Raw genomic sequence first — 19,624 nt, 5'->3', positions numbered from 1 at the left:
CATCCCCAAAGAAAAAGCCCCGCGCCAAGGGCCGTGCGGCATGGCGCGGGGCAGTCGGGCCGGGATTACATCGCGTTGGCGACGGCGTCGGCCAGTTGTTGCACGGCGTCATCCGACGACATGTCGCTGTTGAAATGCGCGGTCACCACATCGGTGATCGCACCGGCCGGGGCGCCGCGCAGCGCCATGCCGTGGGCATAGCTGGGCAGCAGCGAACCGTCCTGGGCGCCGGCATTCATCGCCTCGGCCGAGGCGACGGCGCAGCTGTCGAACTCGTCCAGAGCCACGTCGGTGCGTGCCGGGATCGAGCCCTTGTTCAGGTTGAAGGTCTTCTGGAAGTCCTCGCCCATGATCAGGCGCGCCAGAAGGGCCTGGCCCTGCTGCTTGTCGTCACCCTCGACGTTGAAGAAGGCGAAGCTGTCCACGTTGTAGAGAAAGCCGTTGCCCGGGGTCTGCGCGCAGACGAAATCGGTGCCCGGCTCTTTCCCGGCCGCCAGGAACTCGCCCTTGGCCCAGTCGCCCATGATCTGGAAAGCGGCCTCGCCGTTCATCACCATGGCGGTGGCCAGGTTCCAGTCGCGGCCAGAGAAGTTCGGATCGACATAGCCGCGGATCGTGCGCATCTGGTCAAAGACCTGCTTCATCGTGTCCGAGGTCAGCGCCTCGGGGTCCAGATCGACCAGCGCCTGCTGGAAGAATTCCGGCCCTCCGATGCCCAGAACGACGGTCTCGAAGACGGTGGCGTCCTGCCAGGCCTGACCGCCATGGGCCAGCGGCGTCACGCCGGCTTCCTGAAGCTTCGCGGCGGCGGCGTTGAATTCGTCCCAGGTGGTCGGCATCTCGATGCCGTGCTCGTCCAGGATCTGCTTGTTGCCCCAGATCCAGTTGACGCGGTGCACGTTCACCGGCGCGGCGCACCATTCGCCCTCGCATTTCATGTGCTCGGCGATCTGGGCGGGCAGGACGTCGGCCCAGCCGTTCTCTTCGGCCACGGCACCGATATCGGCAAGGCCGGTCTCTTCATACCATTCCTGGATCGCCGGACCCTTCAGCTGCACGGCGGTCGGCGCATTGCCCGACAGGACGCGGGCGCGCAGGGCGGTCATCGCCGCATCGCCGCCACCGCCCGCGACGGGCATGTCGGTCCAGGTGCCGCCCTCGGCGGCGAACTGCTCCTGCAGGACGGCGACCGAGCGGGCCTCGCCGCCCGAGGTCCACCAATGCAGCACTTCGGCCTGCGGATTGGCCAGCACCGGGCCAGCCATCATCACGGCGGTCGAGGCCGCCAGAACGGTTTTCAGCTTCATGGATCCTCCCAGATCTTTCAGCGCAGGGACCTTGGCCCTGCCTGATCCGGAAGATGCCAAACAGGCGGGCATTCGTGCAATGCATGGCGGCCATGCGCCGGACAGATTTCGCGGCGCTTCGTTACAAACTGTTACGAAACCCGCCGCGACCCTGCTATGACGATCCGCCGAGGGGGAACCGAATGAGCCTGCACCGTCTGCTGCTGGTCGAGGACGACGCCGACATGGCCACCATGCTGGCCGCCTATCTGCAACGGCAGGGGCTGCATGTGACGCTGGCCGAAAGCCGCGCGGGCGCGCTGGCGGCGCTGAAATCGGGGCGCGTCGATCTGATCCTGCTGGACGTGTCCCTGGGCGAGGATGACGGCGTCGCCTTGTGCGCCGAGATCCGGGCCGCGCAGGACGTGCCGATCATCATGGTCAGCGCGCTGTCGGCCGATCATCAGCGCATGGCCGGATACGAGGTCGGCGCCGACGATTACATCGCCAAGCCCTTCAACCCCGACCTGCTGCTGGCGCGCATCCGTGCGGTTCTGCGCCGGGCGGGCAGGGCGCCCAGCCTGATCCACCGCCGCCGCGACAGCGTGCTGCGCTTTGGCGGCTGGCGCTATGACGCGCGCCGCGACGAGGTGACGGCGCCGGGCGGCTGGCAGGTCACGCTGTCGGCACGCGAGACCGCGCTGCTGCGCGTCTTTCTGGCCAATCCGCTGATCCCCCTGACCCGCGAAGAGATCGCCGCCGCCCTGGACGATGACGAGGCCGCCGAGGGCCGGGCCATCGACATGCTGGTCGGCCGCCTGCGGCAAAAGACCGATGCCGGCCTGATCCGCACCGAACGCGGGGTCGGTTATGTGCTGGCCGCCGAAGTGACGCGGGCGGATGACTAGGCGGCCCAGCCTTCGGGTGCTGGCCAGCCTGTGGGTCGTGCTGGCGATGCTGGCCGGGGCGGGCGCGACCTGGCTGTGGACCTCCAGCGATGCCGCATGGCGCGATCACCTGTCGCGGGCCTATGTGACGGGGCTGGCGCTGCATGACAGCCTGGTGAATGGCGGCCCGACGCCTCTGGGCACGACCCTGACCCCGCTGCGCGAGCCGCCGCCCCTGGCGCCCGGCTGGCACGAAACCGTGCTGGCCCTGACCGGTGGCGGGCGGCCCGACCTGTCGCAGGGGCTGCGCCTGTCGATCCGCGTGCATTCGCCCGACATTCAGTATCCGGTCTCGCGGGTGGAAAGCCTTGGCGGAACGGGGCAGGCGGCGGGTCTGGCGTCGGTCACGCGGACGCTGGCGCAATTCTGCAGCCAGCCGCAGCTTTACCTTCAATCCGGCTCTGGCCCTTGGGTCAGGGTCGAGGGCGCGACGATCTGGGGCTGTGACGCGGCGCCCTCTGACAGACGCCTCTTGGCGGGGGCGGTGGCGATCGGCGCCTTGGCCGCGCTGCTCGGTTGGGTGGCCGAGGTGTCGGGCGCCTTCACCGCCTTTGCCGCAGCCTTGCGCGATCACCGGGCGCGCAATGCGGCCCTGCCCGTCGGCGGGGTCGAGGAACTGCGCCAGACCGCCGAGGCCGTGAACGCCTATGTCGCGCAGGACCGCGCCGCGCTGGAAAACCGGGCGCTGGTCCTGTCGGGGGTCAGCCACGACCTGGGCACGCCCGCCACCCGCCTGCGCCTGCGCAGCGCCCTGATCGAGGACGAGGCCCTGCGCGCCCGGCTGGAGCATGACATCGACGAGATGACCAGCATGATCGACGGCGTGCTGACCTATACCCGCGCCGAGATCGGGGCCGAGCCGTTCCGCCAGATTTCTCTGACCTCGCTGGTCGAGGCGGTCGTGGCCGATTACCAGGATGTCGGCCTGCCCGTGACGCTGCGCCTTGCGCCGCCGCGCGCCGCGCCATCGGGCACGCTGTTCGCCCGGGCGATCACCCGGCCTCTGGTCGAGAACCCGACCATCCTGATGCGCGCGCAGCCGACCTCGATCCGGCGGGCACTGACAAACCTCATCGACAACGCGCTGAAATACGGGCGTTCCGCCGATGTCACGCTGGAAGCCGATGCCGACGATGCCCGCATCAGCGTGATCGATCGTGGCTCGGCGCTGTCCGATACGGACCTTGCGCGGCTGACCGGCGCGTTCCAGCGCGGCGAGAATGCCGAGGGCGCAAGCGGGGTCGGTCTGGGCCTTGCCATCGTCTCGACCGTGGCGGCCCAGCACGGGGGGCGGCTGGACTTCCTGCGCGACGGACAGGGGCTGGTCGCGCGCCTGCAACTGTGCCGCAACTGGGCGTGACTGACCCTACGTCACCGGAACTGCCTTTCGGGCCCTTGCGTTTTTGCGATGTCAACCCTGACCGAACGGAAACAGAAAGGCCAGACCATGAACCGCATCGCCAACCGCATCGCCCGCCTTGGACTGGCCGGCAGCGTCGCGCTGCTGTCGGTCCTGCCCGCCGCCGCCAAGGCCAGCCCCGGAGGCGCGGTCGAAAGCTGGTCCGCCATGGCCGACATCCCCGCCCCCGACCTGCTGCGCCTGATCGAAGAGCTGCCCGTCTCGGCCGAGGCCACGCAGGACCAGCCCTATTGCGCCAGCGACGACGAGATCGCCTTTACCCTGCGCCATGACTTCGCCGAGGAGGTGATCGTCACGGCCGGCGCCGAGGGGACCGAGCTCTGGGCCTCGGACATCATGGGCACCTGGAGCGTCGTTGCCCCGCGCGAGGACGATACCAGCTGCATCATCGCCTCGGGCGTGGGCTACACGACCGACCGCGAGGCCGAAGTCTATTACAGCAGCCTCGGCTTCTGACGCGGCTGGACAAACCTGCTGGTGCTGTCACGCCAGCCGGGCCTTCAGAGCCGCCACGTGATCGGCCGAAGCCGACAAAGCCGCCGCCGCCAGATCCTGCGCCGCAACCAGCAGCGCACTGCGGTCGTGGATGCGGTCGATCAGACCCCATGACAACGCCTCGTCGCTGCCGATCCGCGCACCGCCCATCAGGATCATGCGCGCCCGCGACGGTCCGATCAGCGCGGCCAGCCGCTCGGGGTCGCCCTGAGGCGGCTGATAACCCAGCCGCATCACCGGATAGAAGAACTGCGCCTCGGGGACGGCCAGCCGGATGTCGCAGGCCAGCCCCATCCCGAATGACCCGCCCGCCATCGTGCCGTTCAGCGCCGCGATGGTCAGGCAGGGCATCGATGCCACCCGCCCCGACAAGGCCGTCCACAGATCCGACTGCGCCAGCCCGGCCCGCGCGGCATCCAGATCAGCCCCCGCCGAAAAGACCTTGCCGGTTCCGGTCAGGATGACGGCCTTCACCCGCTCTGCCTCGGCCTTGTCGAAGGCGGCGATCAGGGCACGCAGCATCTCTTCGGCCAGGGCATTGGCCTTTCCGGGCCGGTCGAGGGTGATGAGCGCCATTTCGCCGCCCGACAGACGCTCGGTGCCGATCATCCCCTGCCTCTTTCCCTTTGGGCCTGCCTGTGCCAGAAATCATGCTCGGATTTGTCTTGCGAAAGGTATCAGCCATGTTTCGTCCCATTGCAACATCGGCGCTTGCGCTGATCCTTGGGGCCGGCGCGGCCCTTGCCGATCTCAGCCCCGCGGATGTCTGGGCCAACATCGAACGCAGCCTGACCGATTCAGGAACGCTGGTCGAAATCGGCAACCGCGATGAAGGCCGGGACCGTCTGGTTCTGGAGAACGTCACCCTCAGCGCCCCGCCCGAGGCCGAGGGCAGCTTCGTGGCGACCTTGCCGCGCATGGTCTTCGAGGATGCGGGCGACGGTCAGGTCCGCTCGACCATCGAGGGCGACATGACCATGACCGGTCGCTTCACCGATCCGTCGGGCGAGGAAAGCGGCATGGACCTTGTCCTGCAGATGCCGGGCAACCAGACGCTGTCCAGCGGCACCGTCGAGGATATGCGTCATGCCTCGACCGTGCCGGAACTGCGCCTGACCGGCACCACCACCGATCTGGCCGACCAGACGCCGCTGGTCCTGACCATGACCGGCCTTGAAGGCGCCCAGGCGATCCGCCTGCTTGAGACCGGCAACGAGCAGGACTTCACCTTCCGCGCCGACAGCACCGACCTGACCTTTGCCGCCACGCGCAACGACGAGGCCGGGCCCGAAGTGCAGAATGTCGAGGCCAGCCTGCGGATCGAGGCGCTGGAAGCGACCGGCACCGGCTTTACCCCCGGCGACGGCACCAGCATGGACGCCGATCCCTCGGCCGCGCTGCGCGCCGGCCTGACGGCTGACGTGACCATGAGAACCGGCGCGATCACCGCGAATTTCGCCAGCGACGGCAACGATCCCATGGGTGAGCCGCAACAGGGCAGCGGCAGCTTTGCGGCGGCCACCAGCGAACTGGCGGTGAAGATGTCGGCCGACGGGCTCGAGATCGGCGGCGGCGGCACGGGGATGGCCCTGACCACCGAGAACCCGGCCCTTGGCATAACCATGTCCTATGACATCGCCGAGGTGACGACGCGTCTGGTCATGCCGCTTCTGGCCAGCGATCAGCCGCAGCCCTTCGCGCTGCGCTACGTGCTGGACCAGATGACGCTGGACGAATCGCTGTGGTCGATGTTCGACCCCGAGCAGCAGATGCCCCGCGACCCGGCCAGCCTGAACATCGATGTGGACGGCAAGCTGATGCTGACCGCCGACCTGATGACGGCTGACGAGGCCATGCCCGAGACGCCGCCGCTGATGCCGCTCAGCCTGAACGTGAACCGCATTGCGGTCGCCGCCGTCGGCGCCACGGCCGAGGTGACGGGCGCGCTGACCTTTGGCGACGACCCGACCATGCCCGAGGGCCGCATGACCGGCGATTTCACCGGCGTGAACACGCTGCTGGATACGCTGGTCGCGATGGGCGTCGTGCCGCAGGACCAGGTCATGGGCGCGCGGATGATGATGGCCATGTTCGCCCGCCCGGTCGATGGCGACCAGAACCGCCTGCGCACCGAGATGGAGTTCCGGCAGGACGGATCGATCTTCGCCAACGGCCAGCAGGTCAAGTGACAGGCATAGCCGGATAACCGAACGGCCGGGGCGCAGAGCCCCGGCCTTTTTTCGTCAACGCCCCCGCGCAAGAACGACCCGAGCCCCGACCATGACGATCCAGACCCCCGACCGCGACCGCCTGAGGCGCCTTGCCGAGACCCTGATCGATGCCGCGCAGCGTGCGGGCGCGGATCAGGCCGACGCGCTGGCCGTCGACGGCCGCTCGGTCAGCATCGACGTGCGGGCCGGGGCGCTGGAACAGGCCGAACGCGCCGAGGGGCTGGAAATCGGCCTGCGCGTGCTGATCGGCGGGCGGCAGGCGGCGGTCTCGTCCTCGGATCACAGCGCCGAGGCGATCGCCCGCATGGCCGAACGCGCCGTCGCCATGGCGCGCGAGGCGCCCGTCGATGACACGCTCGGTCTGGCCGATCCCGACCAGCTGTCGCCGCGCCGCGATGCCGAAGGGCTGGAACTGGCCGAAAACGCACCCGAACCCGAGCCTGCCGGATTGCAGGACACGGCCCTGCGCGCCGAGGCCGCCGCACTGGCGGTCAGGGGCATCAGCCAGGTCGAAAGCGCCAATGCCAGCTACAGCCGCAGGCGGATGTGGCTTGCGGCCTCGAACGGGTTTTCGGGCGGCTATTCGCGCACCGGCCATGCGCTATCAGTCGTGGCCATAACCGGCGAGGGGCTGGGCATGGAACGCGATTACGCGGGCGAATCCCGCGTCTTCGCCGAGGACCTTCCCCAGCCCGAGGAGATCGGCCTTCTGGCCGCCGAACGCACGCTGGCGCGGGCGGGCGCCAGGAAGCCGCCCACGGGCGCCTTTCCGATCCTCTATGACGTGCGGGTCGCGGGATCGCTGATCGGCCATCTGTTGTCGGCGGTCAATGGCAGCGCCATCGCGCGGGGCGCAAGCTGGCTGCGCCGCGATCTGGGCGAGGCGATCCTGCCCGAAGGCATGGACCTGATCGAGGACCCGCTGCGCCCGCGCTACGCATCCTCGCGGCCCTTCGACGCCGAGGGGCTGCCGACGCAGCGCCGCGCCATCGTGGAAAAGGGTGCGCTGAAGGGCTGGACGCTGGATCTGGCCTCCGCACGCAAGCTGGGCATGGCCAGCACCGGATCGGCGGCGCGCGGTCTGGCCTCGTCGCCTTCGCCCAGCCATTCCAACGTGATCCTGACGCCCGGGCAGGGCGACCAGCAGGCGCTGATCGCGCAGATGGGGCGCGGGCTGGTCGTGACCTCGATGCTGGGCGCGTCGATCAACCCGACGACCGGCGATTACTCGCGCGGGGCGGCGGGGTTCTGGGTCGAGAACGGGCAGATCGCCTATCCCGTCAACGAATGCACCATCGCGGGCAATCTGCGCGACATGCTGCGCGGCATGATCGCCGCCGATGACGCGCTGCCGTGGCGCGGGATCGAGGTTCCCAGCCTGCTGGTAGAGGGCATGACGCTTGCCGGCGCCTGAGGCCGATCTGGCCCTGTTGGCCGAAGCCGCCGAACAGGCGGGCCGGATCGCGCTTGGCTATTGGCGACGCGATCCCAAGGCGTGGGACAAGGGCGGCGATGCGGGTCCCGTGACCGAGGCGGATCTGGCCGTGAATGACGCGCTGGCCGCGCGACTGATGGGCGCGCGGCCCGGCTATGGCTGGCTTTCCGAGGAATCCGAGGCCGACCCGGCGCGGCTGGATGCCGAGCATTGCTTCATCATCGACCCGATCGACGGCACCCGCGCCTTCATCGACGGGCAGGACAGTTTCGCCCATTCGCTGGCCGTGGCGCGCGGCGAACGGATCGTCGCGGCGGTGGTCCATCTGCCCGCGCAGGGCCTGACCTACACCGCGCGCGAGGACGGTCCCGCACTGCTGAACGGCCAGCCGCTGAAGCCTTCGGATGCCGGGATAGACGGCGCGCGGGTGCTGACCTATCGCGCCGTGACCGAAGCCGAAAACTGGCGCGGCGGCATCGTGCCGCCCTTCCGGCGCGAATTCCGGTCCTCGCTGGCATGGCGGCTGTGCCTTGCGGCCGAGGGGCGCTTCGACGCGGCCCTGTCGCTGCGGGCGGCTTGGGAATGGGACATTGCCGCAGGCGCGCTGATCGCGGAACGCGCAGGCGCGCGCGTCAGCGACCGGCGCGGGGGGGTCATGCGCTTCAACAGCCCGCGCGCGATGGTGGACGGGCTGATCGTCGCAGGCCCCCGCCTGCATGGCGCCTTGCTGGAGGCGCTAGCCTAGAAAAGCGGCGGCAGCGCGAACGGGTCACTGGCCGAAGGCGCGCTGGTCGCGATGGTGCTGCCCGGCCCGGACAGGGTGGCGATCTGCTGGGCAAGGATCGCGATGGCCTGACTTTGCGCGGCAGCCGTAGCGGCGGGCGACTGCGCCGCCATCGGCACGCTGATGTCAAAGCTGCGCGCGTGGTTCGCGCCACCGCCCGCCCCGTCGGCCACGAAATAGCGACCGCTCAGACGATAGATGCCGTTGGCCTGCGCCAGCGCGCGTTCGACGCGCACCTCGACCTCGCGGCGCGGGGGTTCAGCCAGCGGCCAGGGCTCGCCGATCACGGTCGCGCCAGACACGTCGGTGATGGCGCGGGCAAGCACCGTGGTGAAGGCCCGGCTGGGGCTGTCGGCCCAGACATTGTCCGGGTTCGACCGCACGGCGCCATCGGCGGTCTGGAACGCGACCTCTTGATCCGACGCGTATTGCGGCAGCGCCACGTCCTTCAGCACCGCCGAACCCAGCCGGTTGGGCACCTGAATCCCCGCAGTGGGCGGGTCGATCAGATGGCGCGCGGTCTTTTCCGGGTTGGAACAGGCGCCAAGCGCCAGAAGCGCGGCAGGGAACAGGGCAAGGGCTTTGGTCATGTCAGCGTCCCAGAATGAAGGCGCGGGGGTTACGTTCGATCATGCGTGCCAGAGAGCCGAAAGCCTCGGTCGCGCGGCGCAATTCGCGCAGGGTGCCGATGACCTCGTTGTTGAAGGCCGACCGGTCGCCATAGCTGGACAGCACCCCGTCGGCGCGCGCGGCGGCGACCTGAAGGCGCTGGATCAGCTGCGGAAGCTGCTGGACCGAGGCGGCGATCTCGTCCGCCGCATTGCTGGCCGATTGCAGCGCGTTGTTCAGGTTGCCCGCCGCATTGCCGTCGCGCAGGTCGTTCAGAAGGCCGGTCGCGGCTTCCAGCGTGTTCGACAGGTTGCGCGGCAGCTGTTCGGCATCCTCGCTGCCCAGCATGGCACGCAGATCGGCCAGGATCCCCTCGACTTGGGCGCTGACCTCGGCAAAGCCGAATTCCTCGACCGCAGAGGCGGCGGCATCGATCCGCTCGACCATCTCGGGGACATCGGCGGCGGCTTCGGACACCGCCTGAAACGCGGCCGAGGCATCTTCCAGCGCCTGGGCCAGCGTCTCGCCGCTGTTGTTCTCGCGCAGCTGCGCGGTGATGGCCGACAGGTCGGACAGGGCCAGACGGCCATCCTCGATGGCTTCGCGCAAGGCGGTGGGGATGGCGCGGGTGTCCTGATCGCTGGCGATCGCGGTAATGCTGTCCAGCATGTCGCGGGCCGAGTTCATCAATTCCTCGATCGGCAGGCGGCCGATGCGTTCGATGAAGCCCTGCGCGCTGGCCGAGAAATCCTCGAGATCGCCCTCGACCGAGGGGATCAGCGGGTTCGGCTCGGCCTCCAGATCCATGGCGGCGGGGGGCGCGTCGGGGATCTCGGCCAGTTCGACGATCAGCGAGGTCCCGAGGAAGCCGGCGCTGGCGACGCGGGCGCGCAGCCCGTCCTCGACCGCCGAGGTCAGGAAGGCCAGCGCATCGGCCGGGTCGGCATCGTCGGCCAGACCCAGGCGGCCGGGGCGGATCGCCAACGTCACAAGCTGACGCAGTTCCGGCCGCCCGCCCGGCCCTTCGGTGGTGATGACGGCCAGATCGTTCACCTGCCCCACGCGCAGGCCCTGGAACTGGACATCGGCGCCGCGGGTCAGGCCGCGCAGGGAATCGTCGATGATCATGCCCAGCATCAGCGGCTGGCTGTCATCCTCGCCGCTGAACAGCAGGTTGCGGGCCGTGCCTTCGTCGGGCTGCACGTTGAAGACCTGCTGCGGCTCGACCGGGCGGCCGCCGCTGGCCAGCGTGTCGAAGGCCACGCCGCCTTGAAGGATCGAGGCCAGCGAATTCACGTTGAAGGACAGGCCCTGCGCGCCAAGCGACAGCGAAAAGCCCGACGTGTCCCAGAAGACCGTCGCGCTGGTCAGGCGGCCATCATGGGGCGCCTCGACGAAGGCATCGGCCAGCACGCGGTCCGAGCCGGGATCCAGGCGGATATTCTCGATCCGGCCCACCGCCACGCCGCGGAACAGGACCGGCGCGCCCTCGTTCAGACCGTCGGCCTCGTCCATGGCCAGCGTGACCCAGGTGCCGGGCTGGTCGTTGCGGATCAGGGGCGGACGTTCCAGCCCGACGAAGCGGGTCGCGGGCTCGCTGACATCGGCGTCCCAATACCCTTCGATGAAGGCGCCGGTCAGCACAGTGTCCAGCCTCGTCACCCCCTGCGCGGTGACCTGCGGGCGCACGATCCAGAAGCTGGCCTCGTCGTCGATATATTGCGCGATATCGCGGTTGATGCGGACATCGACCACCACCCGGCCGAGATCGGGGGTGAATTGCACCGCCTCGACCCGGCCCACGATGATCTCGCGAAAGCGCAGGGTCGTCTCGCCGGCGGTGATGCCGGTGGCATCCGCGAATTCGATCTGGATCAGGCTGCCCCGGTCGCGAAAGGCGTTCCAGGCGATCCCCAGCGTGACCACCAGCGCGATGATCGGAACCAGCCAGATGACGTTGACCCCGGCCTGTGCCGCGCGGGCGGCAGTCTTGCGGACCGGGCTGGCCGGTTTCAGGGGCGGGGGGGTGTCACTCATCGTTCGGTCCTGTCGTGGCGCTGCCTGCACTGCTTCGGCTTCGCAGCGGCAAGCCGCGCCAGATCAGCCTTGCGTCAAAGCTTTGCGCGGAAAGCATCGTGAAGGCAACCGACAGCGCGAACGAGACCGCAGCCGGGCCCGGCTTGATCGAGGCGACGAAACCAAGCTGCACCAGCGCCGACAGGATCGCGACGACGAAGACGTCGATCATCGACCAACGGCCGATGAATTCGACCACCTCGTAGACCTTCAGCCGCGTATGCGCCTGATCGACATTGGCCGGGCGTCCGGCCACCACGGCCAGCCAGGCGATGGCGATGAACTTGCCCACCGGCACGACGATCGAGGCGACGAAGACGATGACCGCAATGTCCCAGCTGCCGTAATGGATCAGCTCGATCACGCCGCCGAGGATCGTGGCTTCGGAATTGCCCGCCAGCCCGGCAAAGGTCTGGGTGCTCATCATCGGAAAGACATTGGCGGGGATGTAGGCGATCAGCCCCGCGATCAGCCAAGCCCAGACGGCCTGCAGCCCGCGCCGGTCGGGTGGCACCAGTTCGGCCCCGCAGCGGTGGCAATGGGCTTCATCTTGCGGCCAGACGCGGCCGCAGGACCGGCAGCCGATCAGGCCCGCGCGATGGGCGGTCAGGACCGGCGATTGCGGCTCGGTCTGGGCGCTCATGCACCGGCCTGCGGATCGGCAAGGTTGGCGGGGCGCTGCGCCTCGGCAGGGGGGCCGGCAGGGTCGCGGTCATCGACGGACTGGCCCGATTGCTCGATCGCGTCCCAGATCGAGGTGCGGCACATGAAGGACCGGCTGGCGAGGTTGACGAAGATCAGCGCGCAGAAGGCCCAGAAGGCCGGCCCCAGATGCACCGAGGCCAGGCCCGCCACCTTGACCAGCGCGACGGCGGTGCCGATCACGAAGATCTCGGCCATGGACCAGGGGCGCAGCGTTTCCGACCAGCGGAACGCCGTGGCGGCGTGGCGGTGGGGCGGGCGGCCCTGCGCCAAGGGGACCAGAGTGTAGACCAGCAGGAATGACCGCGCGATCGGCAGTCCGATGATCATCGCCAGCACCGCGACGACGAGCGGCAGCAGCACCCCGTCCGCAAAGGCCAGCGCCACGTCAAAGAGCGAGCTGGCATTGCCGAAGCCGAAGGTCGAGACCTCGAGGAAGGGAAAGAACACCGCTCCGATCAGCAGCACCATCGAGGTGAAGGCCAGCGCGATCAGCTGGCCGAACGCGCCCTCGCGCGGCTTGGCCAGCACATGGCCGCAGCGGATGCAGCGCGCGGTCTCGCCCGGGGCCATGTCTTCGCGCAGATGCAGCGCATCGCAGCTGGGACAGGCGATCAGGCCGCGGCCGGTCGCAAGATCGTATGAGGGTTCGGCGCTCATTGCTGAAAGATAGGCCTGGTCCCGCAAGGCGCAAGCGGCTAGTGGCGCGAGCCCGCCCGCGCGGCCGATGTCAGCACCACCTTGCGCGGGTCCTGACCCGCCGGCTGGCCGCCCCGCGCCAGATCGAAGCTGACCGCCACGCGGTGCTGGCCCTGCGTCGCGTCATGTTCGACCTGCGCTTCAAGCTGCATGGCGAAAGCCTCGATCAGCTGCGATCCAAGACCGGTTCCCGCGCTGGCCACCGGCATATCGCTGACCGAATTCGTCACTTCCAGATGGCCGATGCCGGGTTTCGGTTCGGTCAGGGTCACGGTGACGAGGGCGCGTTCCTCGTGCGGGCCGGGCCGTGCATATTTCAGCGCGTTGGTGAAGGCCTCGGTCGCCAGCAGGGTCAGCGGCACGGCCTGATCGGGCACCATCCGCAGCGGGTCGATCCGGGTGCGGATGTCCAGATCGCGCCCGCTGGCGGCGGCGACATTGCCCATCTGGCCGATGATGTCGCCCAGCAGCGCATCGGCCTGCACCGCGTCCAGCTGTTCGGCCTGATAGAGGTTGCGATAGATCGTCGCCAGCGCCGCCACACGGTCCTGGACCGAACGCAGCACGCGCTTGGCGTCCTGGTCATCCACAAGACGGCTCTGCATGTTGATGATCGAGGCGATCAGCTGCAGGTTGTTCTTGACCCGGTGATGGACCTCTTTCAGCAGGACGGTCTTTTCGGCGACCGACTTCTCCATCGCCTCTTCGTCGCGGATCAGGATGCGCGCCATGTTGTGGAAGGTCTGGCTGACATCCGCGATCTCGGTCGGCGCATCTTCCAGAACCGGGGGCGCGGTGTCGCGGGCACCGATGGCGAAACGCCGCATCTGGCCGCGCAGCACGCTGATATGACGCAGGACCAGCCGGAACACGGCCAGATAGGCCACGGCGAGCGACACCGCCCACAACGCCACGGGCAGGATGACCGCCCCCACGCGCGACAGCTGGAACACGCCGAAGCCCGCCGTGCGCGGTGTCCAGCTGCCAAGCGCATAGACAAGGCCGGGAACGACCGGAACGACGGTGAAGACGCGCCGTTCGCCACCCTCGGACAGCGCCCGGAACGAGGATTCCCCCTGCCGCGCCAGCGTTGCCAGTTCCAGCCCGCGCGGCAGAAGCGACACGGCCCTGGCGCCCAGAACGCTGTCGGCGGTCAGCAATTCGCCCTGGTTGTTGAAGCTGATGATATGCGCGCCCTCGGTTCCCGCATTGGGAAGATGGGTCGACCGCAGCAGATCCTGGCTCAGCGACACGGCCGTGTAGCCCAGGAAATCCGTCCCCGAGAACAACGGCTGCATGACGACGACCGCCGCCTGTTGGCTGATCGGCGCGTTCCGGACGGCGAAGACCCGCGTCATCGGCTGCTCCATCCCCGGGGGCAGGGCCGAATTCACGTCGACCCGCTCGACATCGCCCGACAGGCAGCTTGTCACGCCGTCGACCGGCACGAAGGCGGCTGCAAGATAGGTGGCGCTTCGCTGGACGAAATTGCGCATCAGGTCGGAGCATTGCTGCGGCTGCTCCATCGTTTCCAGAACCGCCGGCCCAAGGGCCTCGGCCGAGCCGAGGGCGCTTTGCAGAAGCGCCCGCTCCCCCGCCGCCGCCGAGGCCGTGCGGCCTAGCAGCGCCAGTTCGGCGCTGCGTTCGGCCTCGCGCGACAGGTGCAGGTTCTGGATCAGCGAGATCAGGCCGATGGGCAGGATCGCAATCGACAACAGGGCGCCCAGGCGAAAGCCAAGGCGCCGCGTGAAGTCCAGCCGTTCCGCGATCCGTCGCATTCGTCCGCCGTTCTAGCGGGACGCTGCGTGGTTCTGTGCCATGACGGCAAGTGTGGCCTGATCGGTCATCTGCATTTCCTCTCCGTCTGCCAGATGCAGCAGCTCGGCCAGCTTGCGGCGGCCCCGATTGGCGCGCGACTTGACCGTGCCCACGGCGACGCCGGTCATGCTGGCGGCTTCCTCGTAGGAGAAACCCGAGGCCCCGACAAGGATCAGCGCCTCGCGCTGCTCATCCGGCAAAAGCGCGAAGGCCGCGCGGAAATCGTTCATCGCAAGGCGACCGTCGTGATCGGGCTTGGTGGCCTGCCGCGACGCGTGCAGCCCGTCCGAGTCGCTGACCTCGCGCTTGGTCTTGCGGCGAGACGAATAGAAGGTGTTGCGCAGGATCGTGAACAGCCAGGCGCGCAGGTTGGTGCCGGTCTGGAACTTGTCCATGTTGGTCCAGGCCTTGACGATCGTGTCCTGCACCAGGTCATCGGCAGACGCACCCTCGCGCGTCAGCGACAGCGCGAAGGCCCGCAACGCCGGAAGATGAGAGACCAGCTGTTCGCGCGGATCGTCCTGAAGGGGGTTGCTCATCGGATGGCCTTGTCACGCGACGCAAAGGCGCCGGATCTCATTTCTGTTCCTTCAGCTTCTGGAGCAGTTCCAGAAAGCGGTCGGGGATCTCGTCCGTGGCGTCCTGTTCGTAGACCCGCTTGAGGTTTTCGTCTATCTGCTTCTCCACCGCTGCTCTCCGACGGTCGTCGCGTTTGGCTGGCATCGTGTTGTCGATCCTGAAAATCTTGTGCGCACGTGATGCAACCGATAGGTCGTGATAATAGTTCCTTGCAAGTTGCGAAATATGAGGACTGTTCCATGACCGCTGCCGATCTGGCCCAATCCATCGGGCGCGAGCTGCCCTTTCTGCGTCGCTATGCGCGCGCATTGACCGGCAGTCAAACCGCTGGCGACAATTATGCGGCCGCCACGCTGGAGGCGATCCTGACCGACCGCTCGGTTCTCGAGGGGGAAGAGGATATCCGTATCGGCCTGTTCCGCACCTTTCACGTGATCTGGCAAAGTTCGGGCCAGCCGGTCGAGGATCACGACCTGTCGACTCGCGAACGCCGCGCCCAGGATCACCTGCGCGGCCTGACGCCCAATTCCCGCGAAGCGCTGCTGCTGCGCACCATCGAGGAGCTGCGCCCTGACCAGATCGCCCGCGTGATGCAGATTGAACCGTCCGAGGCCGAAGAACTGGTCCAGATCGCCCTGAACGAGATGGGCAGCGCGATCCGCGGCAAGGTCATGGTGATCGAGGACGAGATGATCATCGCGATGGACCTGAAGGGCATCGTCCAGGCGATGGGCCACGAGGTCACGGGCGTCGCCCGCACCCATTCCGCGGCCATCGAATTGGCGGGCAAGTATCGCCCCGACCTGATCCTGGCCGACATCCAGCTGGCCGACGGCTCGTCCGGCGTGGATGCGGTGAACGAATTGCTGCGCGACATGGGCGACATCCCGGTGATCTTCATCACCGCCTTCCCCGAGCGCCTGCTGACCGGCGAACGTCCCGAGCCGGCCTTCCTGATCTCGAAGCCCTACAGCGAGGAACAGGTGCGTTCCGCCGTCAGCCAGGCGATGTTCTTCGCCTCGACCGAGGGGCTGGAGGCCTGATCAGCCCTTGGCGCCGGATGCGCCGTCCTGCCCGGCAGGATCGGCGTGCCGGCGCAGGGCGCGCACATCGCGCATCCGGCGCCTGCGGGCGCGCTCGACATTGATCAGCGCGCCCAGCAGCACCGAGAAGCCGGCCAGATAAAACCACATCAGCAGCGCCACGACCGTCCCGATCGAGCCGTAGATCCGGTTGTAGCTGTTGAAGCTGGACAGATAGGCCGAAAAGGCGATCGAGCCCGCCGACCAGAGCAGCGCCGCAAAGAACGCACCCACCGTGAAGATGGGCGTGCGCGGCGTCTTCACGTTCGGCCCGTAGCGGTAGAGGATGCCGATGGTCACGATGACCAGTGCGAACATCCCGACCCAGGGCAAAGCGGTGACAAGAAGCCCCCGCACCGGCGCAAAGACGAAGAAGTTCAAGAGGATCGGCACGATCACGATGGTGGCGAGGCCCGCCAGCGAAATGCCGACGATCACCAGCGTCAGCAGATAGGCCAGCATGAAGCCGAAGATCGTGGAATGCGCGCGCACGCCGTAAGCCGCGTTCAGTCCCCGGATAAGCGCATCCACCCCGGCCCGGGCGGCAATCGTGGCGATCAGGAACGACACGAAAGAGGTCCAGCCGATGGCGGTCTGGCCGCCCTCGGTCAGGGACAGGACCTGATCGTCGACGATCTCGGCCGCGCCGCCGGGGATGAATTCATGCGCGACGTCCAGATAGGTCAGCACCACGGCGGGATCGAACCACAGGCTCCACAGCGCGATGATCGCGCCAAGTCCGGGAAAGACGGCGAACATGGCGTAAAAGGCCACGCCGGCCGCGATCAGCGTCATGTGGGTCTTGTCCATCCTTTCCAGGATGGCGGCCCAGAACGACCAGAACTCGCGCAGCATCGTCAGCATCGGCACCTGCCCTGTTTCTTCGACCATGCAGGAACAAGGGCCCGCGCCGCAATGGCCGTCCGTATCACGCGTCGCTGTAGCGCAGCCAGACCGCCCCTTCGCCCAGCTTCCCGACAAAGGCGGCATGAGCCTCGGCCTCGGCTTCGGTCAGGCGCGGGGGCAGGGGGCGGGGGCGCTGCGCGCGGGGCTGCATGCGCGGACCCGCGGCATCCGCCTGCCCGCCCGAGGGGCCGACCAGAACCAGGTCGGGCTGACGCCCGCCGACCAGTTCCAGATAGACCTCGGCCAGCAATTCGGAATCCAGCAGCGCGCCGTGCAGTTCGCGGCCGGAATTGTCCACGCCGAAGCGCCGGCACAGGGCGTCCAGCGTGGCGGGCGAGCCGGGAAAGCGCCGCCGCGCCAGCTCCAGCGTGTCCAGCGCGCGCGACATCGGCAGCGCGGGATGACCCGCCCGCGTCAACTCGGCGTTGAGAAAGCGCATGTCGAAGGTCGCGTTGTGGATGACCAGACGCGAATCCGCACCGATGAAGTCCAAAAAGTCGCGGGCGATCTGCGCGAATTTCGGCTTGTCGCGCAGGAAGTCGTCACCCAGGCCATGAACTTCGAATGCCTCTTTCGGCATGGCGCGTTCGGGATTGATATAGACGTGGAAGGTGCGGCCGGTGGGCAGATGGTTCACCAGCTCCAGCGCGCCGATCTCGACGATGCGGTCGTCGCCTTCGGCCTCGAAGCCGGTGGTTTCGGTGTCCAGGACAATCTCACGCATGGGAACGGATATCCTCGATCAGGGACAGGACGGCCTGTCGGGTGGTGGGCAGGTCGTCGGTCGGAATGACCCAGTCGGCGCGGGCGCGCTTTTCAGCGTCAGGCATCTGACGGGACAGGATCATGTCCAGCATCTGCGCCGTCATCCCGGGCCGCGCCAGAACACGGGCGCGCTGCGTCTCGGCATCGGTCGAGACGACCGCGACGCCGTCGAGGGAGGGGTCGCGGCCCGTCTCGAACAGAAGCGGGATGTCGAGCACGACCAGCGGCGCCGAGGCATGGGCGGCGATGAAGGCGGCGCGGTCCGCCGCCACCAGCGGATGCACGATCGCCTCGAGCCGCGCCAGCGCGCCCGGATCGGCCGCCAAGGCCTGTTTCAGCAGACCGCGATCGACGCCACCGGCCGAGATGCAGCCGGGAAAGGCCGCCCGGATCGGCTCGACCGCCGCGCCGCCCGGGGCATAGAGCCGGTGCACGGCCTCGTCTGCGTCCCAGACCGGATGGCCAAGGTCGCGGAACATCGCGGCTGTCGTGGATTTGCCCATGCCGATGCTGCCGGTCAGCCCCAGACGATAGCTCATCCCAGAACGACCCGGCGGGTCTCGTCGTCGATCTCGGGCCGGTGGCCGAACCAGCGCTCGAATCCCGGCGCAGCCTGATGCAGCAGCATGCCCAACCCGTCCACGATGCGGCAGCCGCGTTCCTGCGCCTCGGTCAGAAGGGGGGTCATCAGCGGGGTATAGACGAGGTCGGTGACCAGCGCGTCGGGCGACAGCGCATCCAGCGGCACCCGAAGCGGCTGCTTGCCCTCCATCCCCAGAGAGGTCGCATTCACCACCGTCGCGGCCCCGTCCAGCATGTTGCCCAGTTGCGCCCATTCATAGACGACCAGACGCGCGCCGAATTCGGCCTTGATCTGTTCCGCGCGCAGCCGGGTGCGGTTGGCGATGCGAAGTTCGGGAACGCCGGAATCCAGCAGCGAGGCGACGACGGCACGCGCAGCGCCGCCTGCGCCGATCACCGCGGCGGGGCCGGCCTCGGGCGCCCAGTCGGGCGCATTCTGGCGCAGATTGGCGATGAAGCCGTAGCCGTCGGTGTTGTCGGCGTGGATCTTGCCGTCCGGGCGGAAGATCAACGTGTTGGCCGCGCCGATCAGCGCCGCGCGATCCGTCACGGTATCGGCCAGCGTCAGCACGGCTTCCTTGTGCGGGATCGTGACATTGAGGCCGACAAAGCCGGCCTGCGGCAGGACCCGCAGCACTTCGGCCAGATGCTCGGGCAGGACGGGCATCGGGATGTAGTGACCCGGCAGACCATAGCGCCGAAGCCAGTGACCATGCAGCCGGGGCGAGCGGGAGTGCGCGATCGGTAGTCCGATCACTCCGGCCAGGGGTGCGTGCCGGATTGAGGCCTCTTCTGACATCGCATGCTCTGAATGTGTTGACATGTCCGCAGGTTAAGCGGCTTCGGCGCAGGAAGAAAGCCTGCTGACCCTGCACAGAGCCCGCGCTGTGGCAAGGACGGCGCAGGCTGTGGACGAATCTGAGCGGGAATCGGGTCGAATCATGGGCAGGAATCGGGTCGGATGCCGAGGGGCCTGGATTCCGCCCCGGACAAATCAGGAACGGCTGCGTGCGATCCACAGGTGGACATCCCGGGACGGTGATCGTGCCGAACTGTGGACAGGCCGGCGCCCCGGAAAATATCCCCGAACTTATCCACAGGATTGGTTATTGAAATATAAAGATCTTTTTGCTAGAAGGCGGCCGTTGGCAAGGGCTGTCCACATCAGGTGGATCTGGGGATTTTCGTGGGCCTTTTGCCGCAATCCC

20 protein-coding genes are annotated in these 19,624 nt (G+C 68.0%); 7 read left to right on the top strand and 13 right to left on the bottom strand.

Translation table 11 applies throughout. From position 1 onward, the window contains the following. Positions 1-65: 65 nt before the first annotated feature. Entirely contained in the window at positions 66-1,307 is a 1,242-nt protein-coding gene (locus tag QAR72_RS03730; RefSeq protein ID WP_304616024.1) for an ABC transporter substrate-binding protein, read from the bottom strand. A 182-nt stretch (positions 1,308-1,489) separates the two neighbouring features. Here QAR72_RS03730 and QAR72_RS03725 point away from each other — a divergent pair, with 182 nt between their 5' ends. The 3 genes from QAR72_RS03725 to QAR72_RS03715 all read left to right on the top strand — a co-directional run bounded on the left by QAR72_RS03725 (position 1,490) and on the right by QAR72_RS03715 (position 4,109). Then, on the top strand, positions 1,490-2,194 hold the full coding sequence (locus tag QAR72_RS03725) for a response regulator transcription factor (protein ID WP_304616023.1): 705 nt from the start codon (positions 1,490-1,492) through the stop codon (positions 2,192-2,194). Continuing rightward, entirely contained in the window at positions 2,187-3,593 is a 1,407-nt protein-coding gene (locus QAR72_RS03720; RefSeq protein WP_304616022.1) for a sensor histidine kinase, read from the top strand. Before QAR72_RS03725 ends, QAR72_RS03720 begins: the two co-directional genes overlap by 8 nt. Before the next feature lie 87 nt (positions 3,594-3,680). Next, complete coding sequence (locus QAR72_RS03715) at positions 3,681-4,109, top strand: hypothetical protein (protein ID WP_304616021.1); 429 nt, start codon at positions 3,681-3,683, stop codon at positions 4,107-4,109. Positions 4,110-4,136: 27 nt separating this feature from the next. Here QAR72_RS03715 and QAR72_RS03710 read toward each other — a convergent pair whose 3' ends face one another. Beyond that, complete coding sequence (locus tag QAR72_RS03710) at positions 4,137-4,757, bottom strand: enoyl-CoA hydratase/isomerase family protein (RefSeq protein WP_304616020.1); 621 nt, start codon at positions 4,755-4,757, stop codon at positions 4,137-4,139. Between the two features lie 74 nt (positions 4,758-4,831). On the opposite strand from QAR72_RS03710, the gene QAR72_RS03705 reads away from it, so the two are divergent. From QAR72_RS03705 to QAR72_RS03695, 3 genes are all read left to right on the top strand, one after another. Then, positions 4,832-6,337: a DUF2125 domain-containing protein gene (locus QAR72_RS03705; protein WP_304616019.1), complete on the top strand. Its 1,506-nt coding sequence runs from the start codon at positions 4,832-4,834 to the stop codon at positions 6,335-6,337. A gap of 91 nt (positions 6,338-6,428) precedes the next feature. Beyond that, a complete protein-coding gene (locus QAR72_RS03700; RefSeq protein ID WP_304616018.1) occupies positions 6,429-7,793 on the top strand; it encodes a TldD/PmbA family protein in 1,365 nt (454 codons plus the stop codon). Continuing rightward, positions 7,780-8,559, top strand: a complete 780-nt coding sequence (locus tag QAR72_RS03695; protein WP_304616017.1) for an inositol monophosphatase family protein — start codon at positions 7,780-7,782, stop codon at positions 8,557-8,559. The genes QAR72_RS03700 and QAR72_RS03695 overlap by 14 nt, the downstream gene beginning before the upstream one ends. On the opposite strand, the gene QAR72_RS03690 is transcribed toward QAR72_RS03695, so the two are convergent. Genes QAR72_RS03690 through QAR72_RS03660 form a run of 7 tightly spaced genes read right to left on the bottom strand, consistent with a single transcriptional unit; the run spans position 8,556 to position 15,189 of the window. Then, positions 8,556-9,188: a PqiC family protein gene (locus QAR72_RS03690; protein WP_304616016.1), complete on the bottom strand. Its 633-nt coding sequence runs from the start codon at positions 9,186-9,188 to the stop codon at positions 8,556-8,558. The two genes, QAR72_RS03695 and QAR72_RS03690, sit on opposite strands and share 4 nt — an antisense overlap. 1 nt (position 9,189) lies before the next feature. Continuing rightward, complete coding sequence (locus QAR72_RS03685; RefSeq protein WP_304616015.1) at positions 9,190-11,244, bottom strand: PqiB family protein; 2,055 nt, start codon at positions 11,242-11,244, stop codon at positions 9,190-9,192. Further along, the gene (locus QAR72_RS03680) at positions 11,237-11,926 is read right to left on the bottom strand and encodes a paraquat-inducible protein A (protein ID WP_304616014.1); all 690 of its coding nucleotides are present in this window, start codon (positions 11,924-11,926) and stop codon (positions 11,237-11,239) included. Before QAR72_RS03680 ends, QAR72_RS03685 begins: the two co-directional genes overlap by 8 nt. Continuing rightward, the gene (locus QAR72_RS03675; RefSeq protein WP_304616013.1) at positions 11,923-12,645 is read right to left on the bottom strand and encodes a paraquat-inducible protein A; all 723 of its coding nucleotides are present in this window, start codon (positions 12,643-12,645) and stop codon (positions 11,923-11,925) included. Before QAR72_RS03675 ends, QAR72_RS03680 begins: the two co-directional genes overlap by 4 nt. Positions 12,646-12,683: 38 nt before the next feature. Further along, on the bottom strand, positions 12,684-14,462 hold the full coding sequence (locus tag QAR72_RS03670) for a sensor histidine kinase (protein ID WP_304616012.1): 1,779 nt from the start codon (positions 14,460-14,462) through the stop codon (positions 12,684-12,686). Positions 14,463-14,474: 12 nt separating this feature from the next. After that, the gene (locus tag QAR72_RS03665) at positions 14,475-15,041 is read right to left on the bottom strand and encodes an RNA polymerase sigma factor (RefSeq protein ID WP_304616011.1); all 567 of its coding nucleotides are present in this window, start codon (positions 15,039-15,041) and stop codon (positions 14,475-14,477) included. 37 nt (positions 15,042-15,078) lie between these two features. Then, on the bottom strand, positions 15,079-15,189 hold the full coding sequence (locus QAR72_RS03660) for a NepR family anti-sigma factor (protein ID WP_304616010.1): 111 nt from the start codon (positions 15,187-15,189) through the stop codon (positions 15,079-15,081). 131 nt (positions 15,190-15,320) lie between these two features. On the opposite strand from QAR72_RS03660, the gene QAR72_RS03655 reads away from it, so the two are divergent. After that, positions 15,321-16,124: a response regulator gene (locus QAR72_RS03655; protein ID WP_304616009.1), complete on the top strand. Its 804-nt coding sequence runs from the start codon at positions 15,321-15,323 to the stop codon at positions 16,122-16,124. Here QAR72_RS03655 and QAR72_RS03650 read toward each other — a convergent pair whose 3' ends face one another. Genes QAR72_RS03650 through QAR72_RS03635 form a run of 4 tightly spaced genes read right to left on the bottom strand, consistent with a single transcriptional unit; the run spans position 16,125 to position 19,215 of the window. Next, positions 16,125-17,054 (bottom strand): YihY/virulence factor BrkB family protein, encoded by a 930-nt coding sequence (locus QAR72_RS03650; protein WP_304616008.1) that lies wholly within the window; start codon positions 17,052-17,054, stop codon positions 16,125-16,127. Positions 17,055-17,091: 37 nt separating this feature from the next. Beyond that, entirely contained in the window at positions 17,092-17,793 is a 702-nt protein-coding gene (dnaQ, locus tag QAR72_RS03645) for a DNA polymerase III subunit epsilon (RefSeq protein WP_304616007.1), read from the bottom strand. Further along, entirely contained in the window at positions 17,786-18,373 is a 588-nt protein-coding gene (gene coaE / locus QAR72_RS03640) for a dephospho-CoA kinase (protein WP_304616006.1), read from the bottom strand. Before coaE ends, dnaQ begins: the two co-directional genes overlap by 8 nt. Further along, a complete protein-coding gene (locus tag QAR72_RS03635; RefSeq protein WP_304616005.1) occupies positions 18,370-19,215 on the bottom strand; it encodes a shikimate dehydrogenase in 846 nt (281 codons plus the stop codon). The genes coaE and QAR72_RS03635 overlap by 4 nt, the downstream gene beginning before the upstream one ends. Positions 19,216-19,624: the final 409 nt, after the last annotated feature.

Source organism: Paracoccus sp. (in: a-proteobacteria) (assembly GCF_030604785.1).
Classification (GTDB): Bacteria; Pseudomonadota; Alphaproteobacteria; order Rhodobacterales; family Rhodobacteraceae; genus Paracoccus.
This window is presented reverse-complemented; position numbering and strand designations above follow the sequence as displayed.